Source organism: Streptomyces prunicolor NBRC 13075 (assembly GCF_000367365.1).
GTDB classification, from domain to species: Bacteria; Actinomycetota; Actinomycetes; order Streptomycetales; family Streptomycetaceae; genus Streptomyces; species Streptomyces prunicolor.
Map to the genome: position 1 here is coordinate 56,366 of NZ_BARF01000008.1, position 12,669 is coordinate 69,034.

General features: G+C 70.2%; 13 protein-coding genes. 7 read left to right on the forward strand and 6 right to left on the reverse strand.

Annotation, left to right across the window (positions count from 1 at the left end; genetic code table 11):
* Window positions 1-3 precede the first annotated feature (3 nt).
* Both SPR02S_RS04215 and SPR02S_RS04220 read right to left on the reverse strand, forming a co-directional pair.
* Window positions 4-894, reverse strand: a complete 891-nt coding sequence (locus SPR02S_RS04215) for a hypothetical protein (protein WP_019055677.1) — start codon at window positions 892-894, stop codon at window positions 4-6.
* Window positions 881-1,483, reverse strand: coding sequence for an RNA polymerase sigma factor (locus SPR02S_RS04220; protein ID WP_019055678.1), 603 nt, complete (start codon window positions 1,481-1,483; stop codon window positions 881-883). Before SPR02S_RS04220 ends, SPR02S_RS04215 begins: the two co-directional genes overlap by 14 nt.
* A 175-nt stretch (window positions 1,484-1,658) precedes the next feature.
* On the opposite strand from SPR02S_RS04220, the gene trpS reads away from it, so the two are divergent.
* Together trpS and SPR02S_RS04230 are read left to right on the forward strand one after the other, a co-directional pair.
* A complete protein-coding gene (trpS, locus tag SPR02S_RS04225; protein WP_019055679.1) occupies window positions 1,659-2,651 on the forward strand; it encodes a tryptophan--tRNA ligase in 993 nt (330 codons plus the stop codon).
* A 182-nt stretch (window positions 2,652-2,833) separates the two neighbouring features.
* Window positions 2,834-3,412, forward strand: coding sequence for a 2'-5' RNA ligase family protein (locus SPR02S_RS04230; RefSeq protein WP_026150198.1), 579 nt, complete (start codon window positions 2,834-2,836; stop codon window positions 3,410-3,412).
* A gap of 21 nt (window positions 3,413-3,433) precedes the next feature.
* Here SPR02S_RS04230 and dprE2 read toward each other — a convergent pair whose 3' ends face one another.
* Entirely contained in the window at window positions 3,434-4,177 is a 744-nt protein-coding gene (gene dprE2, locus SPR02S_RS04235; protein WP_019055681.1) for a decaprenylphospho-beta-D-erythro-pentofuranosid-2-ulose 2-reductase, read from the reverse strand.
* Between the two features lie 160 nt (window positions 4,178-4,337).
* Here dprE2 and SPR02S_RS04240 point away from each other — a divergent pair, with 160 nt between their 5' ends.
* Window positions 4,338-5,291, forward strand: a complete 954-nt coding sequence (locus SPR02S_RS04240) for a YihY/virulence factor BrkB family protein (RefSeq protein WP_019055682.1) — start codon at window positions 4,338-4,340, stop codon at window positions 5,289-5,291.
* Here SPR02S_RS04240 and SPR02S_RS04245 read toward each other — a convergent pair.
* The gene (locus SPR02S_RS04245; RefSeq protein ID WP_026150199.1) at window positions 5,239-6,573 is read right to left on the reverse strand and encodes a D-alanyl-D-alanine carboxypeptidase family protein; all 1,335 of its coding nucleotides are present in this window, start codon (window positions 6,571-6,573) and stop codon (window positions 5,239-5,241) included. The genes SPR02S_RS04240 and SPR02S_RS04245 overlap by 53 nt on opposite strands.
* 91 nt (window positions 6,574-6,664) lie before the next feature.
* On the opposite strand from SPR02S_RS04245, the gene SPR02S_RS04250 reads away from it, so the two are divergent.
* The 4 genes from SPR02S_RS04250 to SPR02S_RS04265 all read left to right on the forward strand — a co-directional run bounded on the left by SPR02S_RS04250 (window position 6,665) and on the right by SPR02S_RS04265 (window position 10,403).
* A complete protein-coding gene (locus SPR02S_RS04250) occupies window positions 6,665-6,904 on the forward strand; it encodes an SCO4848 family membrane protein (protein ID WP_026150200.1) in 240 nt (79 codons plus the stop codon).
* 4 nt (window positions 6,905-6,908) lie between these two features.
* The gene (locus SPR02S_RS04255; protein ID WP_019055685.1) at window positions 6,909-8,141 is read left to right on the forward strand and encodes a metallophosphoesterase; all 1,233 of its coding nucleotides are present in this window, start codon (window positions 6,909-6,911) and stop codon (window positions 8,139-8,141) included.
* Window positions 8,142-8,334: 193 nt separating this feature from the next.
* Window positions 8,335-9,891: an ABC transporter substrate-binding protein gene (locus tag SPR02S_RS04260; protein WP_019055686.1), complete on the forward strand. Its 1,557-nt coding sequence runs from the start codon at window positions 8,335-8,337 to the stop codon at window positions 9,889-9,891.
* A gap of 104 nt (window positions 9,892-9,995) precedes the next feature.
* A complete protein-coding gene (locus SPR02S_RS04265) occupies window positions 9,996-10,403 on the forward strand; it encodes an ATP-binding protein (protein ID WP_019055687.1) in 408 nt (135 codons plus the stop codon).
* Between the two features lie 13 nt (window positions 10,404-10,416).
* On the opposite strand, the gene SPR02S_RS04270 is transcribed toward SPR02S_RS04265, so the two are convergent.
* Together SPR02S_RS04270 and SPR02S_RS04275 are read right to left on the reverse strand one after the other, a co-directional pair.
* Window positions 10,417-11,874, reverse strand: coding sequence for a sensor histidine kinase (locus tag SPR02S_RS04270; protein WP_019055688.1), 1,458 nt, complete (start codon window positions 11,872-11,874; stop codon window positions 10,417-10,419).
* Window positions 11,871-12,557: a response regulator transcription factor gene (locus tag SPR02S_RS04275; protein WP_043258061.1), complete on the reverse strand. Its 687-nt coding sequence runs from the start codon at window positions 12,555-12,557 to the stop codon at window positions 11,871-11,873. Before SPR02S_RS04275 ends, SPR02S_RS04270 begins: the two co-directional genes overlap by 4 nt.
* Window positions 12,558-12,669: the final 112 nt, after the last annotated feature.

Genomic DNA, 12,669 nt, shown 5'->3' on the forward strand with positions numbered 1-12,669 from the left:
GCACTACTCGCCCCGGTCCAGCGACTTCGCGATCTCCACGGCCCGCCCCTTCGACCCCACGCCCTCCAGACGGAACGTCAGATCCCCGCCCGGAACCCCGCCGACCGCATGGGTCCACAGCAGCGTCGGCCCCGCCGTCCGCTCCTCCCGCGTATAACGGTCCCCGTCCGCGTCCACCAGCCAGAAGCTCAGCAGATGCGGGCGCGCGAACCACAGCGCCGGGTCCTGCACACCGTCCGGCGAGGCCGTCCCGCCCAGCGACAGCCACTCCGGCGGCTCGCGCACCGTCTTCACGAAGCCGGGGTCCAGTCGTGCCGGATACTCGTCGACCCGGACCGTGTGCCCGTCCTCCCGCCAGCACAGGCTCACCAGGAAGCGCCCCTGGGGCTCGCCGGTCGCCGTCACCGCGTCCGGAACGCCCAGCGCGTCCGGCACCAGCGGCTCGAACCCCGCGCGCTCACGGGCCTGCGCCAGCGTCACCGACCGGCCGCACCCCGGCACCTCGGCCCCGGCCGAGGGCACCACCGACGGGTCGTACCGCACCTCGACCCCGCCGAAGCCGAACCAGTCGAAGACCGCCGCCCGTACCGGAGGCGTGAGCACGAGCACCGTCAGCAGACCGCACAGGGCCGCCACCAGTGCCCGCCGACGCATCCGCATCCAGCGCCGGACGGCGCGCAGTCGCGCCCGGATCCCGGACGGCCCGGCCTCCTGGACGGGGACCGGGGTCTGCTCGGCCAGTATCTGAGCCAGCACCCGCTCGACCATCGACTCGGACCCGCCGGCCTCGCCCCCGCCACCGCGCCGCGCGTCCAGCGCACGCCCCAACGCCCGCAACTCGTCGGGCAGTTGAGGGGCACCCTCGTACGACTCCCGTCCGTCACTCACGCTCATCACCCCCTTCCCGAGGTCGGAAATCCGGCAGCAACCGGCCGAGTTTCTTCAACGCGCGGTTCAGCCGGGACTTCACCGTGCCGCGTGGCCAGCCCAGGGCCTGGGCCGTGTCCGGTTCATCCATGTCCAGGAGATAGCGGTAGGTCACGACCAGGCGGTGCTCCTCGCTCAGCTGCTCCAGGGCGGACAGCAGGGCCGCGCGGCGCTCCGTCTCCAGCGTGGCGACCGCCGGGTCCGCCGATTCCGGTATCAACGGCTCGGCCTCCGCGAACGCCGCCTCCCGGTCGGCGAGCGTGCGCTGACGCGCCGCCGTACGCACTGTGTTCCTCGTCTCATTGGCGACGATCGACAGCAGCCACGGCTTGAACGCCGCGCCGTCCCGGAACCTGCCCAGCGCGCCGTACGCCTTGACGAAGGCCTGCTGCACCACGTCCTCCGCGTCCGCACCCGCCCCGAGTGCCGCGGCCGCCCTGAGTGCGATGCCCGTGTGGGCCCGCACCAGCTCCGCGTACGCCTCCGGCTCTCCGGCGCGTACGCGTGCGATCACCGCGGCCTCATCGACGATGCGGCCCCCCTCCCGCGTCTTCACACATCTGGTACACCGCCCGAGCCGGATCGGTTCCCACCCGTGTCACATCTCTTCCGAACCAGTTCCGGACCGGTCCCCGAGACCTGAGAGAATGGTGAACATGGCCTCAGACCGCCCACCCGTCGCCCACCACCGCCCTCAAACGGGGCGCTCCGCGCCGCTGCCTAAATTCCGAGTGCTCTCCGGAATCCAGCCCACCGCAGGCTCGTTCCACCTCGGCAACTACCTCGGCGCCGTCCGCCAGTGGGTGGCCCTGCAGGAGTCCCACGACGCGTTCTACATGGTCGTCGACCTGCACGCGATCACGGTCCCGCAGGACCCGGCGGACCTGCGTGCCAACACCCGCCTCGCCACCGCGCAGCTGCTGGCCGCCGGTCTCGACCCGGACCGCTGCACGCTCTTCGTCCAGAGCCACGTCCCCGAGCACGCCCAGCTCGCCTGGGTCATGAACTGCCTGACCGGCTTCGGTGAGGCGTCCCGCATGACCCAGTTCAAGGACAAGTCCGCCAAGCAGGGCGCCGACCGCGCCAGCGTCGGCCTGTTCACGTACCCGATCCTCCAGGTCGCCGACATCCTGCTGTACCAGGCGCACGAGGTGCCGGTCGGCGAGGACCAGCGCCAGCACATCGAGCTGACCCGCGACCTCGCCGAGCGCTTCAACGGCCGCTTCGGCGAGACCTTCACGATCCCGAAGCCGTACATCCTCAAGGAGACGGCGAAGATCTACGACCTTCAGGACCCGTCGAGCAAGATGAGCAAGTCGGCGTCGACTCCGAAGGGCCTCATCAACCTCCTCGACGACCCGAAGGCGACCGCCAAGAAGGTCAAGAGTGCGGTCACCGACACGGACACGGTGATCCGCTACGACGCCGTGGACAAGCCGGGTGTCAGCAACCTGCTCACGATCTACTCGACCCTCACCGGCAAGTCGATCGCCGAGCTGGAGCAGGAGTACGAGGGCAAGATGTACGGCGCGCTCAAGACCGACCTCGCCGAGGTCATGGTCGAGTTCGTGACGCCCTTCAAGGACCGCACCCAGCAGTATCTGGACGACCCGGAGACGCTCGACTCGATCCTGGCCAAGGGCGCGGAGAAGGCGCGAGCCGTCGCGGCCGAGACCCTCGCCCAGGCGTACGACCGGGTCGGCTTCCTGCCCGCCAAGCACTGAAGCGCCCGGCCGCACCCGAGTACCACCGCGTACCACTGGACAGAGCGCTGCACATCACTACGGTTGCGCCTGCCCACAACTCAGGTGTGGCCGTACAGTCGATAGCCGGGTGGCCGCGCGTGGCCGCCCAGCGCACCATCAGGACCATCATCACGACCACCGACAGGACGACAGGAGACGACGTGGGGACCGTAACGATCGGCGTGTCGATCGCGGTCCCGGAGCCTCACGGCAGCCTGCTCCAGGAGCGGCGCGCGGGCTTCGGCGACGCCGCGGCGCACGGCATCCCCACGCACGTCACGCTGTTGCCGCCGACCGAGGTGGACGCCTCGCAACTGCGCGCGATCGAGGCCCACCTGGTCGATGTCGCCGCCGCCGGGCGCCCCTTCCCGATGCGGCTGTCGGGCACCGGGACCTTCCGGCCGTTGTCCCCGGTCGTCTATGTCCAGGTGGTCGAGGGCGGCTCGGCCTGCACCTGGCTGCAGAAGCAGATCCGCCACGACTCGGGGCCGATGGCGCGCGAGCTGCACTTCCCGTACCACCCGCACGTCACCGTGGCGCACGGCATCGACGACGAGTTGATGGACCGCGCCTTCGAAGCGCTCGCCGACTACCGCGCGGAGTGGTCGTGCTCCGGCTTCGCGCTGTACGAACAGGGCGCCGACGGCGTCTGGCGCAAGCTCCGCGAGTTCGCCTTCGGCGCGGCCGTCGTACCGCCCCAGGCGGCCCACACCGAGCGCGGCACGATCCCCAGCCACTAGTAGGCAGCCGTTCAGGCGCGGTCAGACCGTCAGCCGCCGGAACAGCCCCCGTGGCAGGTGCCGTAGCGCCGATGTCGCCACGCGCAGCGTCCCCGGTACCCACACCGTCTCCGAACTGCGGCGCAGGCCCAGTTCGATGGCTGTGGCGACGGCTTCGGGGGTGGTGGTGAGCGAGGCCGCCTTCGGGTCGGCCATGGTCCTCGACCGGAGGAACCCCGGTCGTACGACCATGACGTGCACGCCCGTGCCGTGCAGCGCGTCGCCCAGCCCCTGGGCGAAGGTGTCCAGGCCCGCCTTGCTGGAGCCGTAGATGAAGTTCGCGCGGCGGGCCCGCTCGCCGGCGACCGAGGAGAGCACCACCAGGGAGCCGTGTCCCTGGGTCTGCAACGCCCGCGCGGCGATCAGTCCGGACGAGACGGCACCGATGTAGTTGGTCCGCGCGACCCGCACCGCGGCGGCCGGATCGCGCTCGTCCCGCGCCTGGTCGCCGAGGACGCCGAAGGCGAGCAGCACCATGTCGATGTCGCCCTCCGCGAAGACCTTGCCGAGCGCGGTCTCGTGGGAGTCGGGGTCGAGCGCGTCGAAGGCGACGGTGTGAACCTCGGCCCCCAGGGCGCGCAGTTCCGAAGCGGCACTCTCCAGGGAGGGCGACGGGCGGCCCGCCAGCCACACCGTGCGGGTGCGGCGGGCGATCAGCCGGCGGGCGGTGGCCAGCGCGATCCGGGACGTACCGCCGAGGACGAGGAGGGACTGTGGAGGACGCATGCCGGTGACCGTATCGCCCCCTTATGGGCGGTCGGTCGTACGGCGTCGACGCCCTCCCTGGAATGGGCGATTAATCGGATGCCGCCGACCACGACGGCACGCGCGCGTGTTTGCGGGGTACCCGCACATCGGTCTCCCCGGACGAGGGCAGAATCGGATCATGGACTGGCTGAAGAAGCTCCCCCTCATCGGGCCGCTGGTGGCGCGCCTGATGCTCACGCACGCGTGGCGGTCGTACGAGCGGCTGGACCGGGTGAAGTGGTCGCAGCTGGCCGCCGCGATGACGTTCATCAGCTTCATCGCGCTGTTCCCGCTGCTGACCGTGGCCGCCGCGATCGCCGCCGCCACCCTGAGCACCGATCAACAGCACGAACTCCAGGACAAGATCGCCGAGCAGGTCCCCGGCATCTCCGACCAGCTCAACATCGGTTCCCTGGTGGACAACGCGGGCACCATCGGTCTCATCGCCGGTGCCGTCCTGCTGTTCACCGGCATCGGCTGGGTCGGCTCGATGCGGGAGTGCCTGCGCGCGGTGTGGGAGCTGCCCGACCGCGACGAGAACCCCCTCCTGCGCAAACTCATCGACACCGGGGTGCTGATCGGCCTGGGCGGCGCCGTCCTCGCGACGATCGCCATCTCCACCGTCGCCTCCGCCCTGGTCGACTGGATCAGCCGCGAACTGGGCCTGGTGGAGGGCGGCTGGGGCGGGATCCTGCTGCGTATCGCCGCGTTCGCCGTCGCCGTGTTCGTCGACTTCCTGCTCCTGCTGTACGTCCTGACCCTGCTGCCCGGCGTCGACCCCCCGCGCCGCCGACTCCTGGTGGCCGCGCTGATCGGAGCCGTCGGCTTCGAACTGCTGAAACTGCTGCTCAGCGGCTACATCCAGGGGGTCGCCGCGAAGAGCATGTACGGCGCGTTCGGCGTCCCCGTGGCACTGCTGCTGTGGATGAACTTCACCTCGAAGCTGGTCCTGTTCTGCGCGGCCTGGACGGCGACGCCGAGCAAGGGTGACCCCGAGGACGACGAGTACGACCCGACCGACGAGACCGAGAACCCGAAGGTCAGGGACGAGGGCGACGACGGACCAGATCCGGCAGTGGCCAGCGCCGGTTGACCAGGAAGACACCGCCCGCGAGGAGCACCAGCAGCCCGCCGACGATCGCGAGCGCGATCCCGACCCCGCCGGAACCGTCGTCCTCCTCCGAAGCCGAGGCGGCGGAACTCACGGACGGCTTCGCGGCCGTGTCGCCCCCCGCCTCCCCGGTGGCCGTAGCACCCGGCTGTGCGCTCGCCTGAGGGACGTTCCTGGGCGCGACCAGCTCTCCCACCGGCTGCACCTTCCCGTCCGCCTGGAAGCCCCAGTCGAGGATCTTCGCGGCCTCTTTGTAGACCTCGTTGTGCTCGTCCTTCTCCGGGTTCATGACCGTCACCAGCAGCACCTTGCCGTTGCGCTCGGCGACGCCGGTGAAGGTCGCGCCCGCGTTGGTGGTGTTGCCGTTCTTGACGCCCGCGATGCCCGGGTACACCGAGACGTCCGAGTCGCCGCTCAGCAGCCGGTTGGTGTTCCGGATCTCGAAGGTCCCGCGGACCGACTTGCCCTTCACCTTCGTGGTCTCGCCCGGGAACTTCACGCTCACCGTCGAGCAGTACTCCCGGAAGTCCTTCTTCTGCAGCCCGGAGCGCGCGAAGAGCGTCAGGTCGTACGCCGAGGAGACCTGCCCGGGCTCGTCGTAGCCGTCCGGTGTCACCACGTGCGTGTCGAGCGCCTGGAGGTCCTGGGCGTGCGCGTTCATGTCGGCGACGGTCTTGTCGACGCCGCCGTTCATGTGCGACAGGACGTGCACCGCGTCGTTGCCGGAGCGCAGGAAGACACCGAGCCACAGATCGTGGACCGTGTAGCTCTCGCCCTGCTTTATCGGGACCACACTGGAACCGGCGCCCATGCCGGCCAGGTCGGACGCGACGACCTTGTGCTCGGTCGTCTTCGGGAACTTCGGCAGCACGGTGTCCGCGAACAGCATCTTCAGGGTGCTCGCCGGAGGCAGCCGCCAGTGCGCGTTGTGCGCGGCGAGCACCGCGCCCGACTCGGCGTCGCTCACGATCCACGACCGCGCGGTCACGTCCTTCGGCAGCACCGGGACACCGGCCGTCAGATTGACCTGCGTCCCCGCCATGGCGAGCCGGGTGCCGCCCACCGACGACATGTTCGCCGGGGGAGTGGCCGTAGGAGTCACCGACGAACTGGCCGACGGACTCGGAGTCGTGGTCGCACTCGTGGTGGGAGTCGGTGTCGGACTCGGGGCCGCGAGGGCGACGGGCGCGGCGAGCGCGAGGGACGACAGGGCGGCGGAAAGCACCAACAGGGATCGCCTGGTGGTCTGCAGTGGAGCGGGCACGGACGAGAACGTACATGCCCAGGGACCCGAAGTCCCGTCACCGACCCCACCCCGGACACGGGCCCCCGGGGACGACGGCGATACTGGACTCATGAAGCTCAGCCGCCCCGTCTCCTGGTTCCTGCTCGCCTTCGGGGTGTGGAGCTGGATCATCTGGGTCACTTTCGTCAAAAACCTGGTAGCGGACAGCAGCGGACTGGCCTTCGACGACGGCCACCCGACGGCGTACTTCTGGGTGCACCTGACCCTCGCCATCGTCTCCTTCGTATTGGGGACGGTCATCGGGGGCCTCGGGTTGCGTGGACTGCGCGCACTGCGCGGGACTTCATAAAGAAGTGGCCATCGTCGTCATCGCTCTCGTCGTCCTGGTCGCGGTCGCCGTCCTCGGCGGAGCGCACTGGTACGTCTGGCGCCGCCTGGTCCGCGACACCACGCGCGCGTGGGACCCCGCCCGCGTCACCGGCACGGCCGTACTGATCGCCGGCCCGCTGCTGATGATCGCGGCCCTGGCCGCCGAACGCGGCGGCGCCCCCTTCTGGCTCCAGCGCGCCCTGGGCTGGCCCGGCTTCCTGTGGATGGCCCTGGCGATCTACCTGCTGCTGGCCGTCCTCGCGGGTGAGGTCCTACGGCCGCTGCTGCGCCGGTTCGTGGAACGGCGCGGGCGGCCCGAGACGGCCGTAGTGGACAAGCCCTCCCTGGATGAGCCCTCCCCGGAGGAACCGTCCCCGCAGCCCCTCGCCGTCCCCTCCCGGCGTCTCTTCGTCTCCCGGGTCGTCGGGGGTGCGGCCGCCGCCGCGGCCGTCGGGACCGTCGGCTACGGCACCTACGGTGTCCTGCGCGGTCCGAGCGTCAAGCGGATCACCGTGCCGCTGGCCAAGCTGCCGCGCTCCGCGCACGGGTTCAGGATCGCGGTGGTCAGCGACATCCACCTGGGGCCGGTCCTGGGGCGGGGTTTCGCGCAGCGGGTCGTCGACACGATCAACTCGACCCAGCCCGATCTGATCGCGGTCGTGGGTGACCTGGTGGACGGCAGCGTCAAGAACCTGGGACCGGCCGCGGCACCCCTGGCTCAACTGCGGGCGCGCCACGGGTCGTTCTTCGTCACGGGCAATCATGAGTACTTCTCCGGCGCCGAAGAGTGGCTGGAAGAGGTGCGCACGCTCGGTATCCACACCCTGGAGAACGCCCGCACCGAACTCCCCGGCTTCTATCTCGCCGGGGTCAACGACCTCCAGGGCGAGAGCGAGGGCCAGGGCCCCGACTTCGGGAAGGCGCTCGGCGATCGTGACACCACGCGCGCGTGCGTGCTGCTCGCGCACCAGCCCGTGCAGATCCACGAGGCCGTGAAGCACGGCGTCGACCTCCAGCTCTCCGGGCACACCCACGGCGGTCAGTTGTGGCCCGGCAACTTCATCGCGGCGGCGGCCAATCCGACGGTCGCGGGCCTGGAGCGCTACGGCGACACCGAGCTGTACGTCAGCAGGGGTGCGGGCGCGTGGGGGCCACCGACGCGGGTGGGGGCGCCGTCGGACATCACGGTCGTCGAACTGGCTTCGAAACAGGCCTAGTTGGTGGCGTCGGGCGAGTCTGCGCACTGGCTGAGAGTCGCCTGTGAAACGGGCAATTAACACCCGTCGGTAAGTTCTTTCTCATCTCGGCAGAACCCTCTTCCCCCGGGTGAAACTCCTGTGGTTAGGTGATCCGCGCCACTAGGGGAGTGGCATGTGAGGGGCCCGGGAGGGCCCTTGGGAGGGCACACCGATGCGGTCGGTTCGCATACGGATTCTCGCGACGCTGCTGGTTCTGGCGGCCGTGGGAGTCGGGGGCTGGCAGTTGCTGCCCTCGGACGGGAGCAAGGGCAAGACGATCACGGTCGGGACGACGGACGCTGTCACGTCCCTCGACCCGGCCGCCGCGTACGACGCCGGATCCTGGGCGCTGTACAGCAACGTCTTCCAGACGCTCATGACATTCGACTCGGGCGGTACGACACCCGTGCCGGACGCGGCCAAGAGCTGCGCGTTCGTGGGCGGCGGGCTGACGACGTACCGCTGTACGGTGCGCGACGGGCTCACCTTCCCCAGCGGGCGCGCGATGACCGCAGAGGACGTGAAGTTCTCCTTCGACCGGGTCAAGAAGATCAACTCCGATGTGGGTCCCGCGTCGCTGCTCTCCACGCTCCGCTCGGTCGATGCCTCCGGGATGACCGTCACCTTCCATCTGTCGTCGCCGGACGCCACGTTCCCGTTCAAGGTGGCCACCGGCGCCGGTGCGATCGTCGACAGCGGCAAGTACCCGAAGGACGCCCCGCGCAACGGCTTCCGGGTCGACGGCACCGGGCCGTACACCCTGTCCACGTATACGAAGGACAAGAGGGCGGTCCTTTCGCCGAACAGCCACTACAAGGGTGCTGTCAAGAACACCGGGAGCCCGATCGAGCTGCGGTACTACGCCGACTCGGACGCGCTGCAGAAGGCGTACCGGGCGAAGCAGGTCCAGGTCGCCACCCGCCAGTTGCCGCCGAAGATGCTCTCCGGGCTCTCTGCGAGCGACCCGAACCAGCGCGTGTCGGAGGCGGACAGCTCCGAGACCCGCAACCTCTACCTCAACACCCGTAAGGGCACGCCTCTGCACGACGTCCTCGTGCGGCGGGCCATGGCCTGGCTGATCAACCGCGAACAGCTGGCCGCCACGGTGTACGACGACACGGTCGACCCGCTGTACTCGCTGATCCCGGCCGGCATCGTCGGCCACACGACGTCCTTCTTCGACGACTACCCCTCCCAGAGCGCCAAGAAGGCGAAGGCACTCCTCGAAGAGGCCGACGTTTCGCTCCCGGTGCACTTCACCTACGGGTACGGCATCGGGCACGGGTCCGGGAAGGAGGAGGCCGCCGAGCTGAAGAAGCAGCTGGAGGCGAGCGGGCTCTTCAAGGTGGACGTCAAGGGCTACGAGTGGACCGACTTCCAGAAGCGCTGGGCGACCGGCAAGCTGGACGCGTACGCCGTCGGCTGGGTCGCCGACTACCCCGACCCGGACACCTTCGGCTCCCCGCTGATCGGCACCGGCTCCACCATGAACACCGGCTACAGCAACAAGATCGTCGACCAACTGATCCTCAACAGCCAGAAGTTCGCCGACCGCAGCCGCGTCGACGACGACTTCCGCGACCTCCAGTCGGACGTGGCCGCGGACGTGCCGCTGATCCCGCTGTGGCAGCGCAAGGAGTACGTCGTGAGCAGCGAGGACGTCGGCGGCATCTCCTATCTCACGGACGGCACCGGTGTGTTCCGGCTGTGGGCGCTGGACTGGATCTGACGCCTCCGGGCGCTGACCTTTGTTCGATCTTTTGTCCGAGTGACGCCGGTCGGCCCTCGCACGCAGCACCATGTGACGGAGGTGTGTGGGGGTGAGGAGCCGACGTGGTCAGACGCAACTCCTTCCGGCTGCCCCGGCACCCGGCTTCGGTGGGTCTCGCCCGGCGCCGGGTCCGGGACCACCTGACCGACTGGGGGCACCGGAGCGATGATCCGGCGCTCCAGGACGCGCTGCTGCTCGTCTCCGAGCTGGCGACCAACGTCGTACGCCACGGGCCGCTCCTGGAGCGGGAGTTCGAGGTGGCGGTGACGGCCCTCGCGGACGGTTCCTGCCTCATAGAGGTGTCGGACGAGGGCCGGCTCGAACCCCGGCTGCGGGTCGTGAAGGACCTGGAGGAGGCCGGCCGCGGCCTGCACCTCGTGGAGGGCATCGCGGCCGCCTGGGGCGTTTGGAGCCGCGGCACACACGGCAAGACGGTCTGGGCACTGGTCCAGGCGGCCGACGTCCCGTGACACCCCGGGGGCGCTACGACGGCACCGGCGTCCGCGTCGGCAGTGTCACCGTCACCGCGAGCCCCTCGCCCGGCGCCGTCCGCACCGCGACCTCGCCGCCGTGCGCCTGGACGACGCCCTGCACGATCGCCAGCCCCAGACCGCTGCCCGCACCGCCGCCCGCCCGGAAGAACCGGTCGAAGACGCGCGCCGCGTCGTCCTCACAGAGCCCCGGACCCTGGTCCGCGACACAGAGCCGTACGACCCCGTCCTCGCGCTCCACACCGAGCCGTACGGGCACGTCGGCAGGGGTGTGCGTGCGGACGTTGGTCACCAGGTTGCCGAGTATCTGGCGCAGCCCCGACTCGTCGGCCCGCACCAGGAGGGAGCCGTCGGCGCCGACCGTGACCGGCCGCTCCGGCTGCTGCACCCGCAGGTCCTCGGCGGCGTCGCGCACCAGGCGGCTCAGATCGACGTTGCGGAAGCGCAGCTCGGGCCGCTGGTCCAGGCGGGCCAGCGTGAGGAGTTCGTCGACGAGACGGCCCATACGGTCCGCCTCCGCGTTCATCCGGTCCCAGGCCCGCTTGCGCTCGTCGGGCTCGGTCAGCATGCCCTTGTCGTACAGCTGGAGGTAGCCGCGTATCGCCGACAGCGGGGTGCGCAGCTCGTGCGAGGCGTCGGCGACGAAGCGGCGCAGCTGGGCCGCCGTACGCTCGCGCGTGCGGTACGCCGACTCCACCTGGTGAAGCATGGAGTTGAGGGCGACCCGCAGCTGCTCGACCTCCTGCGTCGGATGGTGGCTGGAGGGAACACGCCGGGTCAGGTCGCCCTCGGCGATGGCCGTCGAGGTCTCGACCATGTCCTCCAGGGGCAGCATCCGCCGTCGCACGCTGACCATGGTGAGCGCGGCGAGCAGCACCAGCAGCAGGCTGCCGAAGGCGAGGTCCAGCTTGAGGGCCTTGGCCATGGCGTGGTGGAGGCCGCCCGTGGAGGCGGCGATCAGGATGTACGTGCCGTCGGCGAGCCGGGTCCCGATCGCCCGGTACGGGGCGTCGCTCAGCGAGATGTCGCGCGGTGTGCCGTCGGCGGCCAGCGCGGCCGGGTCGCTGAAGAGGGCGGCGAGCGCCCGCTGGTCGGCGGTCGGGGCGAAGCCGGCGATGGTGAGCACCTTGCCCCGGGAGTCGACCGCCGCGAACACCTTGTCCGGGTTCGCCGAGGCGGCGCTCCGCTGGGGCATCAGCTGGTCGCCGAGGCCGGACAGGGTGCTCAGCATGTTGAGCTGCTCCATGGTGAGCTGCGAACCGCTCAGCGAGTCACGGGACTTGGTCAGCTCGGTGTCGACCTGGGCGAGCAGATAGTGCCGCATGCCCATCAGGCTGACGGCGGTGGCCATGACGATGCCGAGCGCCAGCAGCGCGACGTTCGCCAGGGTCAGCTTGGCGCGCAGGGAGTGGGCCCCGCGCTCGCAGTTCGGGAGGTGGAACTTCCTCATGCGAGCCCGTATCCGACGCCTCGCCGCGTGGTGATCACGGGCGGTCCCAGGGTCTCCAGCTTGCGCCGCAGATAGCTGATGTAGGTCTCGACGACGGTCGACTCCGGCGGGGTGTGCTCGTACTGCCAGACGTGGCGCAGGAGTTGCTCCTTGGGCACGACCCGGCCGCCGTTGCGCACCAGGAAGCGCAGCAGGGCGTACTCGGTGGGGGTCAGCTCGACCGAGTTGCCCGCGCGGTGCACCGAGTACGTCGTCTCGTCCAGCTCCAGGTCGCCGTAGCGCAGCGGCGGGCGCTGCGGGAGGACGTCTTCCGGGCGGGTGCGGCGCAGGACGGCGGTGATGCGGGCGACCACCACGTCGATGTCGAACGGCTTGGTGATGTAGTCGTCGCCGAAGCCGAGGGCGCCGACGATCTCGGCCGGCGCGTCCCGCGCGGTGAGGAAGACGATCGCCAGCTCGGGCCTGCGGGCGCGCAGTTCGTGCCCCAGGGCGCGGCCGTCGCCGTCCGGGAGCATCACGTCGAGCAGCGCGCAGTCCGGGCGGGTGCGCTCGGCGAGGGCGAGCGCCTCGCGCACGGTGCCCGCGACCATCACCTCGAAGCGGTGGTAGCGCAGCGCGATGGCGAGGACGTCCGCGATGCTCGGTTCGTCCTCCACCACCAGCACGGTTCCTGGAGCCGTCATGCCCCCAGTATCGGCCGGGGCACTGACAGTCGGGCCGGTTCGGTCTTTGGAGTTCCTTGAGAGTCATGGCCGATGCATGTCCACGCGTGCGTGCCGCCGCCAATTCTGTAGC